This window comes from Corynebacterium minutissimum, assembly GCF_000805675.1.
GTDB classification, from domain to species: domain Bacteria; phylum Actinomycetota; class Actinomycetes; order Mycobacteriales; family Mycobacteriaceae; genus Corynebacterium; species Corynebacterium minutissimum.
This window is the reverse complement of sequence record NZ_JSEF01000019.1, coordinates 26411-48458: the sequence shown is the minus strand read 5'-3', so window position 1 is coordinate 48458 and position 22048 is coordinate 26411. Positions and strand designations below refer to the sequence as shown.

Below are 22048 nucleotides of genomic sequence, written 5' to 3'. Positions count from 1 at the left end.
TCAACTGGTACACACCAGAAGAGAAAATCCAAGAACTATTCAAGTGATGCATCCACCACTTGAAACCGCCCGCAATTTTTCGCCCTTATCTACCGTGAACGACATCAAACTGCCACAAGATACCTCAGACAAAGAACCGGTGCCACATCCACGGCGGGTCCAGATACCGCTTTGTCCCTTGTGCCACCCCGCGCACCTGCTCCACCACCTTGTCGAGGTGATGCTCAATTGTGGTCGCGGTGAAGTGGAGCGGCGTGTAACCGCGATGTACGGCGTCATTCAGCTTCTGACGGTCAAGCTCGAATTGGCGGCGGTTCTCCCCTCGGTGGTAGGCGTAGCCGTCGACTTCGATGGCAATCTTGTACTCCTCTAAAAGGAGATCCCACCGATAGGGCCCAATTTTGGCGTTGTTGCGCACCCTAAAGAAGGGCTCCAAAGCACGGGTAAGCGCCCGCTCAGGCACGCTATCCGCACCGATCACCGCCTTCTCCAACACGCGCCGAGTGTGCTGCGAGAACCGCCGAAAATCCATAGAGAGCAACTTCAACCGCCCTTCGGCGTCCCTGCCCGCAAGGAACTTTTCGAGGAACATCACCGCATGTCGTTCTTCCATGGCTTCCACCGCCTGCAGTGGATTGCAGACGTTGATCCCGTCATAGGGGAATACGCCCTTGGGGCGGGCGCGGCGACAGACATAAAAGCGGGTGTCTTCTAGGCCTTTTTCGCGTATGAGCTGCAGCGGAAACCCAGGTTTCCGCTCAAGAAGCACCATCGCCGCGGAATATCCGTCCAACGCACTGTCTGGCCAATGCCGGCTGAGCACTTGCGCTAGCTCGTATGCCGTTGGTTCACGTGGCAGATACAGCCCCCGCGTAATTTTGATCGCCTCACCTTTTGCCGCTGCCGCCGAGCCAGCACGGCCGACAATCTCCTCCATATAACCCCCTCCGATTGAAAGCCCCACCCCCCATACTGCTCACAGTAAAGTGCCCCCACCAGCCCTGCAACCGCACCCACGTAAGCTGGGGCGCATGCAGAACGTACAACCTACCGAAGTACCCGACAACGCCCAGCTTATCGACGTCCGCGAGGACTTTGAGTGGAACACCGAGCACGCTCAAGGCGCGACCCACATCCCCATGGGCGAGCTCGTGGAACGACTCGACGAGATTGACCCGGACCGCGATATCTACGTCATCTGCCATGCAGGCGGGCGCAGCATGCAGGTCTGCCAATACCTCGAACATGCGAAGGGCTGGGACGTCATCAATGTCGATGGCGGCACGGACGCGTGGAAAGCTCAGGGTTGCCTGATGGTTTACCCGAATTAACGCCCCCTTTCGATTTGGTACCATATGTGATACCATCCACTCGTGGTTTCCAAAATCGATAAAGTCTTAGCGAAAATGCGAACCTCGCGAAACGATGTCCGATTCTCCGAGCTGCAGCTCGTGTGTGACTTCTACTTCGAACGCCAAGAAGGCGCCGGACGGAGACGCAGAGGCACTTCACATATCTTTTACAAAACACCTTGGCAAGGAGACCCCCGAGTCAACATTCAAGAAGGGCGCGACGGGAAAGCTAAACCATTCCAGGTTCGTCAGGTTTTGGACGCCATCGATCGCCTTACTTAGGAGTAAATCATGAACCTCGCCGACAAATACACCTATCAAACCGCCTGGTCTGAAGAGGATGGAGAATTCGTTGCCACAGTCCTAGAGTTTCCTTCCCTGTCATGGCTGGATACCACTGCAGCCACCGCAGAAGCCGAGTTGCGCAGCGTCGTCAAGGAAGCTCTCGAAGACATGCAACGCAACAACGAACGCATCCCCGAACCATTTGGACAGCGCAACTTCTCAGGGAAGTTCAATCTTCGCATACCTCAGTCACTTCACCGAGACCTGACCATCGAAGCGGAGCGCGAAGGGGTGTCCCTCAACACTCTCATTGTGCAAAAGTTGGCTTCCACATAAAACTAGTGGGACGCGACCCATGATTTAGGTTTGCGACGGTAGGCGATCTAGAATCATCGGCATGACTTCACCAAATTCTGTTGCAATTCCTACCGCGCTGCTGGAGTCCCCCTCCTTCCAGCTGGAGCGCCTCCGCCGCCGCACCCGCGAAGGCGTCGAGGCTGCACTGCAGACCCAGCAGACCACCCTGCGCGAGTACTGGGTTCTTACTTGCCTCGTGGAAGAGGCCGCTTCTTCCCAGTCCGCGCTGTCAGAAACCCTGGCTATTGATGCCTCCGATATGGTGCGCCTGCTGGATTCCCTGGAGTCACGCAATTGGGTCAAGCGCGAACGCGACGCCAAGGACCGCCGCCGCCAGATCATTGCCTCCACCAAGAAGGGCGCGAAGGCCCACAAAGAGCTTGCCGTGCTTGTTGCGGAGGCGGAGGACGCCGCCTTGGACGAATCCACCAACAAGCAGCTCAAGCACCTGCGCAAGCTGGCCACGGCCATCATTGCTGCGGATGCGTCCAACGACGCCGAAGGTGGTGATGCTTAAATGGCAGACTCTGAAAATAGCCATGGTCGCCACGCACTCGCGACCGACACTGTAAACGTCCCTGCACAGTACCTCTTGGGCTCCCTAGCCCCGCCTGAGCGCACCTTGTGGGACATCGTGCGCACCACTGCGGAGCAATACCCGGATGCTGCGGCCCTCGACGATGGTGAGATCCTCACCTACGCCGAGCTGCTTGCCGACGTCTCCGCATGGGCCTCCGAGCTCCACGCTAACGGCGTGCGCCGCGGCGACCGCATCGGCATCCGTATGACCTCCGGCAAGCGCGAGCTCTACCTCGCCATTCTTGCCACCTTGGCCGCCGGTGCTGCTTATGTGCCTGTCGACGCCGACGATCCCGACGAACGCGCCGAGATGGTCTTCGGCGAGGCCGACATCGACGGTGTGTTCACCGACGAGGGCTTCCGCATGCTGCGGGAGGGTGGGGCGCCGATGGCGCGCCCCACGTTCAATGGGGACGCCGCGCCCTTCGAGGAGCCGCGCCCGGAGGACACCGCGTGGATCATCTTCACTTCTGGTTCGACGGGCAAGCCCAAGGGCGTCGCCGTCAGCCACCGCTCCGCGGCCGCCTTCGTTGATGCTGAGGCTGCCCTCTTCCTAGCCGATAGTCCGCAGGGCCCGCTCGGCCCGGATGACCGCGTGCTGGCGGGCCTGTCCGTGGCCTTCGACGCCTCCTGTGAGGAAATGTGGCTGGCCTGGGGACATGGCGCCTGCCTAGTCCCGGCGCCGCGTTCCCTCGTGCGCTCCGGTATGGACTTGGGCCCCTGGCTCATTCGCCGCGACATCACGGTGGTGTCTACCGTGCCGACCTTGGCTGGCCTGTGGCCCGCCGAGGCCCTGGATAATATCCGTCTCCTCATCGTCGGCGGCGAAGCCTGCTCCCAGGAGCTCACGGACCGCCTGGCCACCGAAGAGCGCGAGATGTGGAATACCTACGGCCCTACCGAGGCCACCGTCGTGGCCTGCGCGCAGCACATGCAGCCGGGCAAACCGGTATCGATTGGTTTGCCACTGAATGGTTGGGACCTGGTGGTCGTCGATAAGCAGGGCGAACCCGTCAACGTCGGTGAGGTGGGCGAACTCGTCATTGGTGGCGTGGGCCTGGCTGCCTACCTGGACCCGGTGAAGGACGCGGAGAAGTACGCGCCGCTGGAGTCTATGGGTTGGGAGCGTGCCTACCGCACCGGTGACCACGTGCGCCTGGAAGAGGACGGCCTGTACTTTGTCGGACGCGTCGATGACCAGGTCAAGATTGGTGGCCGCCGCATCGAGCTTGGTGAGGTCGAGGCTAACGTCGCCGCCTTGCCGAACGTATATAACTCCGCGGTGGCCGTGCAGAAGACGCCGGGCGGCGAGTCCGTACTCGTTGGCTATGTCTCTCTGGATGACCCGGACACCGGTTTCGACCACGAGGCAGCCCATGCCCGCCTGGCAGAATCCATGCCGGCAGCCCTCGTCCCGCGCATCTGCGTCATGGATGAGCTGCCGATTCGCACCTCCGGCAAGGTGGACAAGAAGGCGCTGCCATGGCCGCTGCCAGGAGTAGGTGTTGAGGCAGATGGCCTTAACCCGACCGAACAGTGGCTGGCGGAGCTGTGGGTGGACACCCTCGGTGTTTCTGTGGACGACGTCAACGCTGACTTCTTCTCCCTGGGTGGTACCTCGCTGGCCGCCGCCACCTTGGTCGGCCGCATCCGCGAGCGCTTCCCCACCGTCGCCGTGCGCGACCTCTACGACCACCCGCGTCTGGGCTCGCTCGCAGAGCAGCTGGCTGGTGCCGAATCCGTCGAAGACGCCGGGCCTGCCCGCGAGGTCAAGCCCGTCGGCGCTGGTACGCGCATTGCACAGACGCTCATCCAGATCCCCGTCATGACACTGGCTGCCACAACGTGGCTAGCCTGGCTGCTGTTGGGTTCCAACGTGGCGAACCTGCTCGGCGTGGAGTGGGCCATGACCACGCCATGGTGGCTGGTTGCCGTACTCCTCGTGGTCTTTGTAACCCCGGTAGGCCGCATCCCCATCGGTGGCTTTGGTGCACGCCTTATCACCGCCGGTATTAAGCCCGGCGAGTATCCGCGCGGCGGCTCGACGCACCTGCGCATTTGGGCTGCGGAGCGATGGGCAAACGCTTCCGGCTCGCGTTCCATCGCGGGCGCGACCTGGGTCAACAACTATGCCCGCGCACTGGGCGTCAAGATTGGTCGCGGCGTGGACTTGCACTCCCTGCCGCCGGTTACGGGCCTGCTCACCTTGGGTAAGCATGCTGCCATCGAGCCGGAGGTGGACCTTACTGGATATTGGCTCGACGGCGATATCCTGCGCGTCGGGGCGATTGAGGTGAAGGAAGGCGCTCGTGTGGGTGCGCGCTCGACGTTGCTTCCGGGCACCGTCGTGGGCAAGGACGCCCACGTCGAGGCTGGCTCCACCGTGACGGGACGCAAGAAGATCAAGGACGGCCAGCGCTGGTCTGGTTCGCCTGCCAAGAAGGTGGGGCGAACCAAGCACCGCTTCCCGTCCCATGCCCCGAAGCGCCGCCCGTGGTGGGTCGCCATCTATGGCGCGACCTCCATCCTGCTGGCCCTTCAGCCCATTGTGGCGCTGGCCGTAGGTGCGGCGGTCGTCGTTGGCCTCATTGCGCTTACCGACGGCTCCCCCTTCATCGGTTCCCTCTTCTTCGCACCGCTCGGCGCCCTGGCGGCGTTCGCTACTTTCATGCTCCAGACTTGGCTCGGTGTGCGCGTGCTCTCGCTTGGTCTCAAGCCAGGTGTGGCACCAGTGCGTTCCTTCACGGGCTGGCGTTTGTGGGCCATCGAGCGTCTCATGGATGAAGCTCGCACGCAGCTCTTCCCCATTTATGCTTCCCAGCTCACCCCGGCCTGGCTACGCTCCCTGGGCGCCACGATTGGCAAGAACGTGGAGATTTCCACGGCCGTTATGGTGCCTAAGCTCACTGAGGTCAAGGACGGCGCGTTCTTGGCGGATGACACCATGATTGGTGGCTACGAGCTTGGTGGCGGCTGGATGCTTACGGGTGAGACCAAGGTGGGCAAGCGCTCCTTCGTGGGCAACTCTGGTATTACGGGCCCGGGCCGCAAGCTGTCGAAGAACTCGCTGGTTGCGGTGCTCTCCTCGACACCGAAGAAGACCAAGTCTGGTGCCAACTGGTGGGGTTCCCCGCCGGAGCGTATGCGCCGCGTGGAGGCCCACGTGGACGGTGTGGAGGGCGAGTCCCTCACCTACAACCCGGGCTTTGGTGTCAAGGCCGCCCGTGGTGCGATTGAGACGATGCGCCTGCTGGCGCCGATGACCTCAGCCATGCTGCTGGCCGGCACGCTGGCCGCGCTCTACGCGCTGATCGACGCCTTCGGCCTGCCCGTCGCTTGGGCAGTTAGCGGACTAGTCCTCATGGTGGCCGGTGCCATCGCGATGACGATTACCGTGGCCGTGAAGTGGATCTGCGTGGGCACGCAGACCCCGGGCGACCACCCACTATGGTCGGCGTTTGTGTGGCTCAACGAGCTACAGGACACCTTCGTGGAGGCAGTCGCTGCTCCGTGGTTCTTTGTCCACACCTATGGTGCGGGCGAAATCAATCAGGGCCTGCGCGCTCTGGGCGTCAAGATTGGCCACGGCGCATGGATTGATTCCTACTGGTTCCCGGAGACCGACCTGTGCTCCGTCGGCACCGGCGCCTCCGTGGGTCCTGGCACCGTGGTGCAGACGCACCTGTTCCAGGACCGCGTCATGAGCCTCGACACCGTGACCATCAGCGACGGCGCAACGTTGGGCTCGCATTCGGTGGCGCTGCCCGCCTCTGTCATCGGCAGCGTCGCAACGGTCGGCCCTGGCTCCCTCGTTATGCGCGGCGACCAAGTTCCTCGCAATTCCGAGTGGCAGGGCAACCCGATTGAACCGTGGAAGAAGTAGGGATTAGTTAACGGGCAAAGTCAACAACATCAATAATCTCATTGGCTTTGAAATCCCAGGCCTCCACGCGGACGCGGTCAGAGAAAACCTTGACCCGCAGTCCGCTGGAGGCCTCTTCCTTTTCCTTGACAACCTTTTCGTCGTGATCGCCATCCGGCAGGTACTCATTGAGGATTGCGCCGGTGTTTACCACGGGGAATCCGGTGCGCCCAGCCTCGCCAGTGCCGTCGTAGCGGCGCACACCCCACCAGTTATTCTGCCGAAGGGAGGAATGGCTGTGGCCACTAAACCACACGATGTTGGTGTACTTATTCACCACATTGGACAGGGCCTCAAGGTCCTCAAAGTCATTCTGATACCAGGCCGAATGGGACATGGACACGGTCTGCGGCAGCAGAGGGTGGCTAAATACCAGCGCCGGAGTCCCCTTCTCATCCCAATAGTTCAAACGTTCATCGAGCCACTCCAACTGTTCCTCACTCAGCCTCTGGAACGGTTCTTTTCCGCCACGGTCAACGTCGGAATAGTATTCCGTGTTAACAGAGATGAGTGGAACGCCGTCGACCACAATCTCGTTCCACGGCTTGTCCTGGCCTGCGTAGGTAAGGAAGCGCTTCAGATACGTGTCTGAGCCTTCCGGACCGTACATCTCGTGGTTGCCGATAGTCCACAGCTGCGTTCCCGCTGCATGCGGCGCTTCCTTCTGTGCTTGCAAGAATGTGTCCCACTGTTCTTGGGAACCGTCATCCACAAGGTCACCATTGAGGACCAACGCACCGGCTTTATCTTCCATAGCGTTGAGCAACCCAATTGCTTCCTTATAGTCTTCGGGGTCGCCTTGAACATCGGATAACACATCGATGATGGCCTGCGGCTTGCCGGTAACTTCAGGCAAGCGCTTGACGACGCCCACGTTATCCACCGCCCACCACCAGTCATCGTTGCCGTTGGCATAGGTGAACGTGACCTGCATGGACTGCGCGCCTGCAGGGATCTCAATAGGCAGCGACTCATGTTTGGAAAAGACATCGTGGTCAAACGATGCGATAGTCTGCGGTGCAGCTCCATCGAAGGAGACCTGCACCATAGCGTTTTGCCCCTCTTTTCCTTGGCGGTAGTGATGATCAAACTCGAGGTTGATGTCACCTTGGCCCGCCACAGGAATGTCGGGGGAAGTCAACTGTGCGGTCATGGCATCGGTGTCATTGAGGCGCTGTTGCTTGCTATCGATGATGACCAGATTGTCGTGGGCTTGAGTAAACCAATGACGCATGTCCGTCTCAGCAGCCCACGTCCAGTCACGGATCGTTGACGTAGTCCAGCCCTTCCACCGAGCTTCACCAGAGTTCACGCCATCGACGGAGGACGTCCACCCCTCCGGCATACGGTGCGTAAAGCGAGCGGGATTCTCCACCTCATCAAAGCTCTCCTGCCAGATGACTCGGTTATCCGTCGGTGTCAACGGAGTCTCCTCTGAATCTTCCGGAGCACCATCTTCGGACTTCTTGGAGCTACTGGAAAGATTCCACTTGAACAGTGAAGACGATGAGCTGGACGAGGAGGACAAAGAGCTGAAGGACGACTGGGCGGACGCTACCGGCGATACAGTGCACAGCCCCACAACAGCGAGGGCAGCAGGCGCAAGAAGATGATTTTTCATAATGAAATGCATATCTTGCCTGAGCAACGGCACGGTAACGCTGACATGAATTTTTCACCTAATCTCACTGCACGTCATTTCTCTGCGGAGATACGCAAAGAGGCGGCAGGGATTCCTGCCGCCTCTTCTTTAATGCCTGACTCGCTAACGTGCGGTCTAGGCGCAGTGACTAGTCACCAATCTGCTCGCGACCGCGCTTCACGATCTTGTCATCGACCTGGCCCACCAGCTCGTGATCCTTGTTGGTGTACTCGAACTTGGAGAGCACGTAGCGCATAGCGTTGATGCGGGCGCGCTTCTTGTCATTCGACTTGATGGTAATCCACGGGGACTCATCAGTGTCCGTGTAGCGGAACTGCTCTTCCTTCGCGCGGGTGTAGTCATCCCACTTATCCAGGGAAGCTAGGTCCATCGGGGACAGCTTCCATTGACGAACCGGGTCAATCTGACGGATAGCGAAACGAGTGCGCTGCTCCTTCCGGGTCACGGAGAACCACAGCTTGGTCAAGGAGATACCGGAACCCAGAAGCATGTTCTCCAGCATGGGAACCTCGCGGAGGAACTCTGCGTGCTGGGACTCGGTGCAGAAACCCATGACGCGCTCAACACCGGAGCGGTTGTACCAGGAGCGGTCGAAGAAGACGATTTCGCCGCCCGACGGGAAGTGCTGAATGTAGCGCTGGAAGTACCACGAGGTGGACTCACGCGGGGAGGGCTTCTCCAGCGCTACGGTGCGGGCACCACGCGGGTTAAGGTGCTCATTGAAGCGCTTGATGGTGCCGCCCTTACCGGCAGCGTCGCGACCCTCAAAGATAATGATGTGGCGCTGACCAGTTTCCTTGGTCCAGTTCTGCCATTTCAGCAGCTCGATCTGCAGGGCGCGCTTAATCGTCTCATACTCGTCGCGCGTCATGCGCTCCTCGTACGGGTAGTTCTCACGCCAGGTCTCGACGGGCGAGCCATCCGGCATGATCAGCGCAGGATCGTCTTCATCAGAGTCGTCAACGACGTAGCCGTCGGTCTGGGCGAGGTCGATCTCGGGGAGTTCGTCGTCTTTAATGTCAGCCATGCCCATAATTCTATCTATGAACCAGACATCTGGCTGAGTAAATCTTTCTGTAGCCGCCCCATTTACCCCCACTTTCGGAAGAACAGCCCCGTTTGCTTCGCCACACCGGCGTATCCCGCCAACAGGCCTAAAACATGAGAAACCCCGCTCGCCCATCGTGGGGAGCGGGGTTTAACGCTTAGTTCTGTGTGAACAGCGTGCTGCTTAGAGCAGGCCGATCAGCTTGGAAGCGCCCTTGGCAGCGTCACCCAGGTTGTACAGAACGGACAGGATGGTGCCGAGGATGCCGGTGGAGGAAAGCAGTTCCATTGTGAATCTCCTTAGATTGAAAGTGTGTGTGTTCAGTGCGCACTAAGGCGCGAGAGTCTTACTCAGCGGTGGAGGACAGACCCTCGAGGCCGGAGGTGTCCGGAGCTACCTCGAAAGAGTCAGCGGTAGCAGCGCCAGCGATGATGTCGAAAGCCTTAGCGAAGCCGCCGAAGAGCTTCTTGACACCCTCAGCGAAATCAGCGAAGTTACCGAGCTGGTCGCCAATGAAAGAAAGATCCATTTTGGTCTCCTATTGTGAAGTCCGGGTAGAGAATGTGCCCGGAGGGGTTTGCGGTTTGCAGACACCCTCAGCGGGCGTCACAGGAAACTATTTTGGCACACCTCCCCCGCAATGCAAATGGATGGCGTCGTTACTTTCCTCACTGAACCGATGACTCAAACGAGCATTCGCCAAATGTTATTAATTAACCTTTTGTTCACTTTACCTGCGCAAACCCTACCAGCTGGGAAAACGCCGCTCCCGAAAGCTCGGAGAAGTAAAAGTTTTCTCAGACACGTAACACGGAGCGCTCAGGGAGCGATTCATAGGTGCCAAAGGGCTCGAGAATGATCGGAAAATTTTTTAGGAGCCAAAGCTAATTTACCCCTAAACGGGGTTAGATTAGGGCACGATACGGTCTCAACGCAGAGAACGCTCCCCACGCAGAAGTGTGGGGAGCGTTCTTTTTGTTATGGGGTGAGGCCGTAAGGCGCCTCGCCCTAGGGCGTGAGGGACTAGAAGCCCATGCCGCCCATGGCGTCAGCGTCCGGCATGCCAGCGCCTGCACCAGCCGGCTCCGGCTTATCAGCCACAACCGCCTCGGTGGTCAGGAACAGAGCAGCGATGGACGCAGCGTTCTGCAGGGCAGAGCGGGTGACCTTGACCGGGTCATTGATGCCAGCGGCCATAAGGTCCACGTACTCGCCAGTAGCAGCGTTGAGACCCTGACCAGCCGGCAGAGACGCAACCTTGTCGGCGACAACGCCCGGCTCCAGACCAGCGTTCTGAGCAATCTGCTTCAGCGGAGCAGACAGTGCCTCGCGGACAATCTTGACGCCGGTAGCCTCGTCACCGGTGAGGTCAGAGAGGGAATCCAGAACCTCGGCTGCCTGCAGCAGAGCCACGCCACCGCCGGCAACGATGCCCTCCTCCACAGCAGCCTTAGCGTTGCGCACAGCATCCTCGATGCGGTGCTTGCGCTCCTTGAGCTCCACCTCGGTAGCAGCGCCAACCTTGAGAACTGCCACGCCGCCGGCCAGCTTGGCCAGGCGCTCCTGCAGCTTCTCACGGTCGTAGTCGGAGTCGGAGTTCTCGATCTCGGCGCGGATCTGCTTGATGCGGCCGTCGATCTGTTCCTGGGAGCCAGCGCCCTGAACGATGGTGGTTTCATCCTTGGTCACAACGACCTTGCGTGCCTGGCCCAGGTACTCAATCTCGGCGGTCTCGAGGGAGAGGCCAACCTCTTCGGAGATGACCTGGCCGCCGGTGAGGATGGCCATGTCCTGCAGGGTGGCCTTACGGCGGTCACCGAAGCCCGGAGCCTTCACGGCAACGGACTTGAAGGTGCCACGAATCTTGTTGACCACGAGGGTGGACAGAGCCTCGCCCTCAACATCTTCGGCGATGATGAGCAGCGGCTTGCCGGTCTGCATAACCTTCTCCAGCAGCGGAACGAGGTCCTTGATGTTGGAGATCTTGGAGGAGACCAGCAAGATGTACGGATCCTCCAGGACTGCCTCCTGGCGCTCCATATCGGTAGCGAAGTAGCCGGAGATGTAGCCCTTGTCGAAGCGCATACCTTCGGTGACTTCAAGGTCAACGCCGAAGGTGTTGGACTCCTCAACGGTGATAACGGAATCCTTGTTCACGGAACCGTTGCCCACGGTGTACATGGCCTCAGCAATCTTCTCGCCGATAGCCGGGTCAGCGGCGGAGATGCCAGCGGTGGTAGCGATCTCTTCCTGGGTCTCTACTTCCTTGGCGGAAGCCAGCAGGGAGTCCACAACCTTCTTGGTGGCGGTCTCGATGCCGCGCTTGATGCCCATCGGGTTGGAGCCAGCGGCCACGTTGCGCAGGCCCTCGCGGACGAGTGCCTGGGCCAGAACGGTAGCGGTGGTGGTACCGTCACCGGCCACGTCATCAGTCTTCTTGGCTACTTCCTTGACCAGCTCAGCGCCGATCTTCTCGTACGGGTCCTCGAGTTCGATCTCGCGCGCGATGGAGACACCGTCGTTAGTAATGGTCGGGGCGCCCCAGGACTTCTCCAGGACGACGTTGCGGCCCTTGGGGCCGAGGGTGACCTTGACGGCGTCGGCAAGCGTGTTAAGACCACGCTCGAGGCCGCGACGTGCCTCTTCATCGAAGGCAATGATCTTTGCCATGTGTTTGTGCTCCTTAAGCTTTGTTGAGGACGACACTCACGTCTGATCTATGACGGACGCCCGCGACGGCACGGCTGGCGAGTGTTCTCCAGCCCCAACCACATAGATGACTCGGTTTATTTCTGGCACTTGCGAAGTGGAAGTGCTAGCGACCATTCTGGCACTCTCCCCCACCGACTGCAAGGTTCAACACGAACGCTATAAGCGAACGGGCGGTGCTGTCGCACCGCCCGTGATGTTCCGAATCGCCCGTTAGATTAAGAAGCCTTCTTCGCTGTCCACTTATATGCCGCCGAAATGGCACCAATGAAGAGGATGACGCCGATGATCTTGGCGGCCGTGCCGCCGGAGAAGATCTCAAGCGGGGAATTACCTGCCGACGCCGCAATGAGGCCTGCGTTAACCACACCGAACAGGGACTCGCCGACAATCAGGCCGGTAGCCAGAAGGGTTCCCATGCGCTTGGCAAAGTCCGGGCTGGACTGACGCGCGGCCCAGCGGTTGTAGAAGAAGCCCAGGAAAGCGCCAATCGGAACCACGACAGTAATGGCGGCCGGCAAGTACATGCCCATGCCCACGGCCAGCGGGGATAGCGAGTACTTGTCGGTGAAGTGGCGCAGGCACTCATCAATAACGATGAGGACCGCACCAATAGCGGCGCCCAACCCGATGAGATTCCACGGCAAGGAGTTATCGAAGATACCGGAGGCTACCGAGGACATGAGCGCTGCCTGCGGGGCAGCCAGGGCGTCTTCGCCAGCACCTTCCATGCCCTGGAAGCCAAAGCCGGTGAGCATGATCTGCAGAATCGGCGGAATCACCAAGGAACCAAAGAGAACACCGATAATGAGCGCTACCTGCTGCTTCCACGGAGTAGCGCCGACGAGCTGACCGGTCTTGAGGTCCTGGAGGTTGTCATTCGAAATGGTGGCGATACCGAAGACAATGGCCGCGGTGAACAACGTGTAGGCCACGAGCGAGAGCGGCTGAGCATCCGTTCCGCGGGTCACGGCCGCAATGATGAGGGCGGCGACGATCACCGCGATGATGCCGATGGAGGAAATCGGCGAGTTCGACGCACCGATAAGACCCGCCATGTAGCCACAGACCGAGGCAATGATGAGACCCACGAGCAGGGTGAAAAGAACCGAGACCGTGATGAGAACGCCCATGTGGTCGTGAATATCGGTACCACGAACGAAGTTCCACAGCAGCAGGCCAATCGGAACCATGAGCACAAGAATGGTGCCGATGACATACGGAGCCGGAATGTCTTGCTCTTCCACGGCCACCTGCTGGCCCTCCTTGCGGTTGCGGGAGGAAGCGAAAGACTCGGCCATACCTTTAGCAATCGGCCCGGCAATCTTGATGAGCGTCCAGATGGCGGCAATGGCCATGGTGCCCACACCAACGAAGCGAATCTTGCCGGAGAAGACGGTATCGACGGTCTCCATGAGGGTAGCCGGGTCACCCAGGGCCTCCCCACCGGTGAAGATGGGCAGCAGGAAGATGTAGGAGATCACCACACCGACGAGCATGGCGATACCCACGGCAAGGCCCACGAGGTGGCCCACACCAATGAGTGCGAGGGATAGGGAGGAACCAAGCGTTGTGGCACCGGAGCCCAGCTTGAAGTAGGCAGCCACCTCAGAGGCCGCGGCCTTCATCGCGGCAAGGAGCGCCATGACGGCGGACAGAATGCCGCCGAAGAGGATGACGTGCAGACCCTTGGTGTTTTCCTCGTGCGCGGCCTCACCTTCGGCACCGCTACTATCGCCTACCTTGAGGACCTCAGCCGCGGCCACGCCTTCCGGATACGGTAGGTCAGATCCGGTCACTAGCGCGCGGCGCAGCGGAATGGAGTACATGACGCCGAGGACACCGCCGATGGCACAGACTGCCGCGGTATCGACGAAGGAGAAACCCTGCCAATAGCCCACCATGACTAGGCCAGGCAGAACGAAGATGATGGCAGAGAGCGTACCGGCCGCCGAAGCGATGGTCTGCACGATGTTGTTCTCTTTGACGTTATGCCCGGCAAAGCGGCGCAGAACCGCCATAGAAATCACGGCCGCAGGAATCGACGTGGCAAACGTCAGGCCCACCTTGAGGCCGAGGTACACGTTGGCGGCAGTAAAGATCAGAGTGATGAGTCCACCGATAACGATGCCGCGAAGTGTCAGCTCGCGGAGCGTGGACTGGGAACCTTCGGCGGTGGTCGTCGCCATGTCAGGTCCTTTCTAAGGAATAGTTACTAGAACCTTGAATATAGTACTCCCTACTTGTCGATAGACCGATTCCGGGATGCGAGTAGGTTGTAGAGCATGACCACGATTTCTGATTTTGTGACCACTGACCGCGATACCATCTTCCGTCAGCTCAGCGAGCTCGTCTCCTTTAATTCCGTTCACAACGAACCAGGTCTGGAGGATCAGACCGCGAAGGCGGCGGAGTGGGTTTCTGCTGCGCTTGCCGACGCCTCCTTCACCACCGAATCCATCACTACTGCAGATGGTTCCACGGCGATCGTCGCCAACCGCAAGGGCGCGGAAGGCGCGAAGACCGTCCTGCTGTACTCGCACTATGACGTAGTGCCGGCGGGAAATCCGGAGGCGTGGGACTCCGATCCTTTCGCCCTGACTGAGCGCGATGGCCGCTGGTATGGCCGTGGTGCTGCGGACTGCAAGGGCAACGTTGCCATGCATCTGGCAGCCCTGCGCGCGCTGGATGCTTCCGGTGGGACGGACCTCAACCTCACCGTCCTCATCGAGGGCTCGGAGGAGCGCGGCGGCGAGGGCCTGTCTGCGCTCATCGAGGAGCGCCCAGAGCTCTTTGCTGCCGACGCTATCCTCATCGCTGACGCCGGCAATGCCAAGGTTGGCGTGCCGACCCTGACGACCTCCCTGCGCGGCGGTTCCCAGATCAACGTTAAGGTCTCCACCCTCCACTCCGCTGTGCACTCCGGCCAGTTCGGCGGTGCTGCTCCGGACGCCGTCAAGGCGCTTATGCGCACGCTGGATTCGCTCACGGATGAGTATGGCCGCACGACTATCGACGGCATCGATTGTGAGGGCACCTGGCCGCTGGCCGAGGGCCAGGACACCGCCTACAGCGAGGAAAACTTCCGCGCTGATGCCCAGATGCTCGACGGTACCGAGGTCATGGGCGCGAAGGATCCGGCAGGCGCCACCGCCATCGCGGACATGATTTGGGCACGCCCAGCAGTGACCATCACCGGCTTTACCTCTACCCCGGTTGCTGAGGCCGTCAACGCCGTGCCGGCCACCGCGGAGGCCAACATCAACCTGCGCACCCCAGCCACCATGGATCCCCGCGCCACCGCGGAAGCCGTGGCCGAGCACCTGAAGAAGCACGTGCCCTGGGGCGCACACATTGAGGTCACCATTCTCGAGGCCAACCTAGGCTTTGAAACCGACCCGGCCAAGCCCGCCGTCGCGCTGCTCGGCGAGTGCCTCGGCGAAGCCTATGGCGCGGAGACCATTACCCAGGGCATGGGTGGCTCCATCCCACTGACCGTGGAACTGCAGGAGAAGCACCCGGATGCGGAGATTGCTCTCTTTGGCGTCGAGGAGCCACAGTGCACCATCCACTCCGCCAACGAGTCGGTTGACCCGACGGAGATTGAGAAGATTGCCATCGCCGAAGCACTGTTCCTCCAGCGCTTCGCCTAGGCACTGTGTGAAAAGAAAAGTGTGAAAATCTAAGCCCCACTCTGTAGGGTGAGCACTAGTCAATGCCTGCCATTGCGGTGGGTTTAGCCCCGTCCCCAACCTGGAAAGGACGCCCCCGCAACAGTCGTGCTCACTCTCTTTAGCGCCCTGGTTCTCACCACCATCGCTGCTCCTTTTCTCATCCTTTATCTCGGCCGGCGGGCCTTCGGCCTTCTCGCAATTGTGCCCGCAGCCGGGTTCTTTTGGGTGCTGCACCAACTCACCGAAGGTACGTTGCGAGACGGCCATCAGCTCGCCTTCGATGCTGAGTGGATGCCCGCCGCGCACCTCGATGTCAGCTTCCGCATGGACGCGCTCTCTGCGCTGTTCAGCCTTATCGTCCTTGGCGTGGGCGCCTTAGTACTCATCTATTGCTGGGGGTATTTCGACCATTCGCGTCGGCGGCTTGCGCTCTTTGGTGGGCAGATGGTGGGTTTTGCCACGGCCATGTACGGCCTGGTGATTTCTGATAACTTCCTTCTGCTTTACGTCTTCTGGGAAATCACCTCCCTGCTCTCCTTCCTCCTGGTGAGCTACTACGGCGAGCGCGCCTCCTCGCGCCGTGCTGCGCAGCAGGCCCTCATGGTCACTGCCCTCGGCGGCCTCACCATGCTCGTGGGTATTATTCTGCTGGGCCGGCAGACCGGTGCCTGGTCCTTCACCGCCATTGCGTCCACCGAACAGCTGGCAAACACGCCGTACCTCACGGTGGCCATCGTGCTAATTCTGTGCGGCGCGCTGTCGAAATCCGCTATCGCCCCGGCGCACTTCTGGCTGCCGGGCGCAATGGCCGCTCCGACTCCGGTCTCGGCCTACCTGCACTCCGCTGCCATGGTCAAGGCCGGCATCTACCTCGTGGCGCGCTTGGCCCCTTCGGTGCACGACATTTCCACGTGGCACCTCGTGGTGCTGCCCTTGGGTGCTTTCACCATGCTGCTCGGCGGCTGGATGGCGCTCAAGCAGCGCGACCTCAAGCTCATCTTGGCCTATGGAACGGTCTCCCAGCTGGGCTTTATCACCACCATCATTGCCATCGGCTCCCGCGAAGCCATGCAGGCAGGCCTTGCGCTGACCTTTGCGCACTCTCTGTTTAAGGCCGCGCTCTTCATGATCGTCGGTGCGATTGACCATGCGTCGGGAACGAGGGACATCGACAAGCTTGCAGGGCTGGGCAAGAAGAAACCATTCCTGTACATCCTCGCCATCATCCCCGCTATGTCCATGGCGGGTGTCCCACCCCTGCTGGGCTTCGTGTCCAAGGAGGCCACGCTCGAAGCGATTATGGGCGAGGACCTGCTCGTCGGCATGCCACGCAATATGCTCCTCGTGGCCGTCGTCGCGGGTTCTGCACTAACCATGGCCTATGCGCTGCGCTTCCTCTGGGGTGCTTTCGCCTCCAAGGGGCAAGAGGAACCTTCTGAGGCCGTTGCCGCCATGCACCCGGTGGGTCCTTTCCTGTGGATTCCACCGGCCGCGCTGACGTTGCTCACCATCTTCTTTGGTCTACTCCCCACGCCGCTTTCCCACGGCATTACGCAGCACCTCGACAACACCTATGGCGCGGAGGAAGCCTCCCACCTCGCACTCTGGCATGGCTGGACTATCACGTTGCTGCTGTCTGCGGTCATCATCGTTGCCGGTGTGGTGCTGCACTGGCAGCGCCGAGCGCTGGCCAAGGCGCAGTTCACCTACCCGGCGCTGGGCTCGGCGGACAAGGCTTATGACACCGTCATCAACTCCCTGCGCCAGCTCTCGCTGCGCACCACTGCCTCGACGCAGCGCGGTTCGCTGCAGTTCAACCTGACGGTCATCTTTGCCACCCTCATGGTGCTGCCCATCATTATGTTAATCCGTGGTGACCTCACCAACGTCCACATGATCGTGGCGGAAAACCCCTGGCAGGCTATCGCCGCGGCCATCATTATCATCGCCGCGGTGGGCGCAACGGTGCTGGATAACCGCCTCTCGGGTGTCATTGTTGTGGGCGTGACCGGCTACGCGCTGTCCTTCATTTTTGCCCTCCATGGCGCACCGGACCTGGCTCTCACCCAGCTGCTGGTGGAGACCATCATCATGGTGCTCTTCATGCTGGTGCTGCGCCGCATGCCCTCCAATACCGAATGGAAGCAGGACCCCAAGATTGGTCGCCTGCGCGCCTGGCTCGCCGTAGGCGTGGGCCTCACGGTGACCGTCGTGGGCATGTTCGCTGTCAACGCGCGCCGCGAAGAACCCATCTCGCAATACATGCCGGAGCTGGCCAAGGAGATTGGCCACGGCGCTAATACCGTCAACGTGTTGCTCGTAGACTTGCGTGCGTGGGATACCTTTGGCGAAATCACCGTGCTCATCATCGCCACGACGGGTATTTCCTCGCTGGTCTTCCGAACCCAAAGCTTTGCGCGTGCTTCCCGCCGCCCGACCCTCCGAGTCACGGGCCGCCGCTGGCTGGCCGCGGGCGTGGAATCGGAGAAGGCTCTGAACCGTTCCCTCATGGTGGATGTCAGCACTCGCCTGCTCTTCCCGTCCATGATGGTGCTGTCTCTCTACTTCTTCTTCAGCGGCCACAACGCGCCTGGCGGTGGATTTGCTGGCGGCCTCGTCGCAGCCCTGGCGCTGATCCTGCGCTACTTGGCGGGCGGCCGTGCAGAGCTCGAGGAAGCGCTGCCGCTCGATGGCGGCCGCACCATGGCAGTAGGTCTGCTGCTTTCCCTCGGCGCGGTGGTGACCCCGATGTTCCTCGGCCATCCGCCGCTGACCACGGCCTACACGAAACTGCCCATCCCGCTTATTGGGGATGTGTCGCTGCCCTCGGCGCTGATTTTCGACGCCGGCGTCTACCTCATCGTCGTGGGCCTCGCGCTGTGCACACTGACGTCGCTGGGCGCGAAGCTCGATGAGGAAGAAGAGATGCGTAAGCAGCGAGCCCGCGACCGCGCTCGGTCCCTGGCCCGCCGCACGAAGGAGAAAGAGAAAGGACACGCCTGATGGATGCCAATCTGATGCTTCTGCTGGCCGCAGGCGTGCTCTGCGGGGCCGGGGTCTACCTCTTGTTAGACCGCGCGATGACCAAGATGCTGCTTGGCATCTTGCTGCTGGGCAACGGCGCCAACCTCTTCATGCTCATGGCCGGTGGCCAGGCAGGCTCGCCGCCTATCGACGGCCGCACTTCCCGCCCCTACGGCGAGCAGATCGCCGACCCCCTGGCGCAAGGCATGATCCTCACCGCCATCGTCATTTCCATGGCACTTACCGGTTTCATCCTCACCTTGGCGTACCGCCAATACCGTTACCGCAGTGCGGACGTTATTGAGGATGACGCTGAGGACACCGCTATTGCGGCCATGGCTTCGCGCCCGGGCAATGCGTCCGCAGCGCCGGACCATGACGCCTCCAATGACCCAGCCACGGGCCGCGCCACCAAGGAAGGCGATAAATTTGGCCCGCAGGTCTTTGAGGAACCGGTAAAGGAGGCGAATGATGACTGAGTCCATCGCTTCCGCTGTGCACGCGCTACTGCCGTATGTCAGCTACCTCATTCCGCTGCCGATTATCATCCCGGCCTTCGCGGCCGTCCTTGCCATCTTGTGCTCCCGTAGCGTTAACGCTCAACGCCGCGTCGCATTCTTCTCCCTCCTCACCTTGGCTGCCGTCAATGCCGTGTTGATTTTCATCGCGGACACGACCGGTATCCAGACTTTGCAGGTGGGCGGTTGGGATGCCCCGGTAGGCATCACGCTGGTGGCAGACCGTTTGTCCACGGTCATGTTGTTTACCTCCTCCGTCGTGCTCTTCTCCGTGATGTGGTACGCCATTTCACAGGGTGTGCGCGATGGCACGAAGGACGAGCCGGTGGCGGTCTTCCTGCCGACCTACATGCTGCTCACCATGGGCGTGAACGTGTCTTTCCTGGCAGGCGACTTGTTCAACCTCTACGTGGGCTTCGAGATTTTCCTCGTGGCCTCCTATGTGCTGCTCACACTGGGAGCTTCCGCGGCCCGTGTGCGCGCAGGCGTGGGCTACGTCATGGTGTCCATGGCTTCCTCGCTCATCTTTGTGCTGGCCTTAGCCTATGTCTACGCCACGGTGGGAACGATGAACATGGCGCAGATCGGCATCCGCATGGAAGACATCCCTGAGGGAACGCGCACCGCGGTATTCTCCGTACTGCTCATCGCCTTTGGCATTAAGGCGGCCATCTTTCCGCTGGATGCGTGGCTGCCGGACTCCTACCCCACCGCACCGTCGCTGGTCACCGCAGTGTTTGCGGGCCTGCTCACCAAGGTCGGTGTTTACTCCATTATCCGTGCGCGTACCTCCATCTTTACCGGTGGTGGGCTCGATACCCTGCTCATGTGGGTCGCGCTGGCCACGATGCTCGTTGGTATCTTGGGTGCCATTGCCCAATCCGATATCAAGCGTTTGCTGTCCTTTACCTTGGTCAGCCACATCGGCTACATGGTCTTCGGCGTGGCCCTTGGCACCGCGCAGGGCCTGTCCGGCGCCATCTTCTACGCCGTGCACCACATTCTGGTGCAAACCACGCTCTTCCTCGTCGTCGGCCTCATCGAGCGCCAGGCCGGAACCTCCTCGCTGCGCCGACTAGGCTCACTCATCTACAGCGCACCGCTCATCGCCATTTTGTACTTCATTCCGGCGATCAACCTCGGCGGTATTCCGCCGTTCTCCGGCTTCCTGGGCAAGATCATGCTGTTAGAAGCCGGCGCGAACGAGGGCTCCTGGCTGTCCTGGGTGCTTATTGGCGGCGCAATTGTGACGTCACTGCTGACCCTCTATGTCATGGTGCTGGTCTGGGCCAAGGGCTTCCTGCGTGACCGCGCTGATGCTCCGGAAGGCCACCTGGCGATGGTTCGCCCCTCCCCACTGAGCGAGGTCACCGAGTACGTCGACCTCAAGGAACGCGATGACGTTGGCCGCGTGCCTTTCGGCATGCTGGCCTCCACCTGCCTGCTGGTTATCGCCTCGGTGTCCATGACCTTCCTGGCGGGCCCAATTTCGGGCGTGACCACGCGTGCCGCCACGTCGGCGCAGGATGATTCCATCTACCGCTATGCGGTACTAGGTGATTCTTTTGAGAACCCCACCCGCCACCTCGATCCAAAGGACCGCTACGACAGCGGCGCAGACTCGTTGAAGAATCGCAGCGAGCCCCTGCCGGAGCGAATGCCGGCGGGGCCGACACGGGAGACGTCGGCAAGCGCGACGGCTCCCCTGCCTACCTCCGTAGGCGCTGCTGAAGAGGAGGTCGCACGATGAGGCTCTCGGGTTTCAAGCACCGCTTCCGGCCCTGGTTCGTGGTGTGGATTGTAGTCATGTGGTGCCTACTTATGGGCGAGGTGACCGTAGCGAACCTCGTCGGTGGGCTACTGGTGGGCCTGTTCATCGTGCTGGCGCTGCCGCTGCCGGCCATGCCCGTCGAGGGAATTTCCGTGAGCTGGGGCAAGCTCATTGTCTTTGCCGCCGGCTGGTTCGTCGATCTGCTCGAGGCCTCCATCAAGGTGGGCTGGCTGGCCGTGCGCCCGCAGCCCGTGCCCAAGACCGCCATTGTGAAACTGCCCATGCGCGTGGAGAATGAGTTTGTGCTCTCGCTGGCTGTAAGCCTCTACAACCTGCAGCCGGGCGGGACGGTGTCCGATATCGATATTGCTAACCGCATGCTCACCATCCATCTGCTCAACGCCGACTCCGAAGCCCACCTTGAACGCGAGATCGCCGCGGTGCGCAAGTTGGAGGCGGACATGATTGCCATCTTTGAAAGGAGCCACGCCTGATGGATACGGGTCTTTATGAAATCCTGCTCACGGTGGCTGCCGGCTTCCTCGTGGTGGCCTTCCTCATCACAACGTGGCGCATCGTCGTCGGCCCTAATTCGCTGGACCGGCTGGTTGCTATGGACGGGTTCGTGGCCATGTTCCAATGCGCCATGGCCACCTATATTTGCTGGACACTGGACACGACGGTATCCAACGCCATGCTCGTCGTCGCACTGCTGGGCTTTATCTCTACGGTGTCTGTTACCCGCTTTAGGAAGAGGGATTCATGAGTTACGCACTGATTTCCGATGTCCTCTCGATCATCCTCATCCTGGTCGGCTCCATCCTTATTCTGGCCGCCGCCATTGGCGTCGCGCGGTTTAGTGACACCATGGCGCGCGTGCATGCCATTTCCAAGCCGCAAACCACCGGGCTTATCTTCACCATTCTGGGCGCGCTCATCAAGGTGACCGGCTCAGAGGATTTCAGCGTGGCGGAGCGCGGAGACCTAGGTGTTCTCATCCTGCTCGTGCTTTTTGCCATGATTACCAGCCCGGTCACCGCGCAGCGAACCACTCGCATTGCTCGACGTGAAGGCCTTTACGGCACGGCGGATTCGATGACGCGTAACGAGCATCCGGCGACGCGTTCTATGCGTCGAAAGTAGTTA

At 60.7% G+C, this 22048-nt stretch carries 17 protein-coding genes; 11 read left to right on the top strand and 6 right to left on the bottom strand.

Annotated elements, in window-relative coordinates; translation table 11 throughout:
* Positions 1 to 124: 124 nt before the first annotated feature.
* Positions 125 to 937, bottom strand: a complete 813-nt coding sequence (locus tag NX84_RS11895; RefSeq protein ID WP_039676854.1) for an endonuclease domain-containing protein — start codon at positions 935 to 937, stop codon at positions 125 to 127.
* A 94-nt stretch (positions 938 to 1031) separates the two neighbouring features.
* Here NX84_RS11895 and NX84_RS11890 point away from each other — a divergent pair, with 94 nt between their 5' ends.
* The 4 genes from NX84_RS11890 to NX84_RS11875 all read left to right on the top strand — a co-directional run bounded on the left by NX84_RS11890 (position 1032) and on the right by NX84_RS11875 (position 6456).
* The gene (locus NX84_RS11890) at positions 1032 to 1331 is read left to right on the top strand and encodes a rhodanese-like domain-containing protein (protein ID WP_039676853.1); all 300 of its coding nucleotides are present in this window, start codon (positions 1032 to 1034) and stop codon (positions 1329 to 1331) included.
* Positions 1332 to 1643: 312 nt separating this feature from the next.
* Positions 1644 to 1973: a type II toxin-antitoxin system HicB family antitoxin gene (locus tag NX84_RS11885; RefSeq protein ID WP_039676852.1), complete on the top strand. Its 330-nt coding sequence runs from the start codon at positions 1644 to 1646 to the stop codon at positions 1971 to 1973.
* A 61-nt stretch (positions 1974 to 2034) separates the two neighbouring features.
* Positions 2035 to 2511 carry a MarR family winged helix-turn-helix transcriptional regulator gene (locus NX84_RS11880; protein WP_039676851.1) on the top strand — a complete coding sequence of 159 codons (477 nt, stop codon included), beginning with the start codon at positions 2035 to 2037 and terminating at the stop codon, positions 2509 to 2511.
* Positions 2512 to 6456 carry a Pls/PosA family non-ribosomal peptide synthetase gene (locus tag NX84_RS11875; RefSeq protein ID WP_039676850.1) on the top strand — a complete coding sequence of 1315 codons (3945 nt, stop codon included), beginning with the start codon at positions 2512 to 2514 and terminating at the stop codon, positions 6454 to 6456.
* A 7-nt stretch (positions 6457 to 6463) separates the two neighbouring features.
* Here the strand turns inward: NX84_RS11875 and NX84_RS11870 are convergent, their stop codons facing one another.
* The 5 genes from NX84_RS11870 to NX84_RS11850 form a co-directional block, all read right to left on the bottom strand.
* Positions 6464 to 8116: a metallophosphoesterase family protein gene (locus tag NX84_RS11870; protein WP_039676860.1), complete on the bottom strand. Its 1653-nt coding sequence runs from the start codon at positions 8114 to 8116 to the stop codon at positions 6464 to 6466.
* 169 nt (positions 8117 to 8285) lie between these two features.
* Positions 8286 to 9185 carry a polyphosphate kinase 2 gene (gene ppk2 / locus NX84_RS11865; RefSeq protein WP_039676858.1) on the bottom strand — a complete coding sequence of 300 codons (900 nt, stop codon included), beginning with the start codon at positions 9183 to 9185 and terminating at the stop codon, positions 8286 to 8288.
* 367 nt (positions 9186 to 9552) lie between these two features.
* The gene (locus NX84_RS11860) at positions 9553 to 9735 is read right to left on the bottom strand and encodes a PorH family porin (protein ID WP_039676848.1); all 183 of its coding nucleotides are present in this window, start codon (positions 9733 to 9735) and stop codon (positions 9553 to 9555) included.
* Positions 9736 to 10229: 494 nt separating this feature from the next.
* A complete protein-coding gene (gene groL, locus NX84_RS11855) occupies positions 10230 to 11876 on the bottom strand; it encodes a chaperonin GroEL (protein WP_039676846.1) in 1647 nt (548 codons plus the stop codon).
* Between the two features lie 257 nt (positions 11877 to 12133).
* The gene (locus NX84_RS11850) at positions 12134 to 14104 is read right to left on the bottom strand and encodes an OPT family oligopeptide transporter (RefSeq protein WP_039676844.1); all 1971 of its coding nucleotides are present in this window, start codon (positions 14102 to 14104) and stop codon (positions 12134 to 12136) included.
* 96 nt (positions 14105 to 14200) lie between these two features.
* Between NX84_RS11850 and NX84_RS11845 the strand changes: the two genes are divergently transcribed.
* The 7 genes from NX84_RS11845 (at position 14201) to NX84_RS11815 (ending at position 22045) form a co-directional block, all read left to right on the top strand.
* On the top strand, positions 14201 to 15568 hold the full coding sequence (locus NX84_RS11845; RefSeq protein WP_039676842.1) for a dipeptidase: 1368 nt from the start codon (positions 14201 to 14203) through the stop codon (positions 15566 to 15568).
* Positions 15569 to 15694: 126 nt separating this feature from the next.
* Positions 15695 to 18592 carry a Na+/H+ antiporter subunit A gene (locus NX84_RS11840; protein WP_039676840.1) on the top strand — a complete coding sequence of 966 codons (2898 nt, stop codon included), beginning with the start codon at positions 15695 to 15697 and terminating at the stop codon, positions 18590 to 18592.
* On the top strand, positions 18592 to 19092 hold the full coding sequence (locus tag NX84_RS11835) for a Na(+)/H(+) antiporter subunit C (RefSeq protein ID WP_039676839.1): 501 nt from the start codon (positions 18592 to 18594) through the stop codon (positions 19090 to 19092). Before NX84_RS11840 ends, NX84_RS11835 begins: the two co-directional genes overlap by 1 nt.
* Positions 19085 to 20881, top strand: a complete 1797-nt coding sequence (locus NX84_RS11830) for a Na+/H+ antiporter subunit D (RefSeq protein ID WP_039676837.1) — start codon at positions 19085 to 19087, stop codon at positions 20879 to 20881. The genes NX84_RS11835 and NX84_RS11830 overlap by 8 nt, the downstream gene beginning before the upstream one ends.
* Complete coding sequence (locus NX84_RS11825; protein ID WP_039676834.1) at positions 20878 to 21396, top strand: Na+/H+ antiporter subunit E; 519 nt, start codon at positions 20878 to 20880, stop codon at positions 21394 to 21396. The genes NX84_RS11830 and NX84_RS11825 overlap by 4 nt, the downstream gene beginning before the upstream one ends.
* Positions 21396 to 21668 (top strand): monovalent cation/H+ antiporter complex subunit F, encoded by a 273-nt coding sequence (locus tag NX84_RS11820; protein WP_039676832.1) that lies wholly within the window; start codon positions 21396 to 21398, stop codon positions 21666 to 21668. Before NX84_RS11825 ends, NX84_RS11820 begins: the two co-directional genes overlap by 1 nt.
* A complete protein-coding gene (locus NX84_RS11815; RefSeq protein WP_039676830.1) occupies positions 21665 to 22045 on the top strand; it encodes a monovalent cation/H(+) antiporter subunit G in 381 nt (126 codons plus the stop codon). The genes NX84_RS11820 and NX84_RS11815 overlap by 4 nt, the downstream gene beginning before the upstream one ends.
* Positions 22046 to 22048 lie beyond the last annotated feature (3 nt).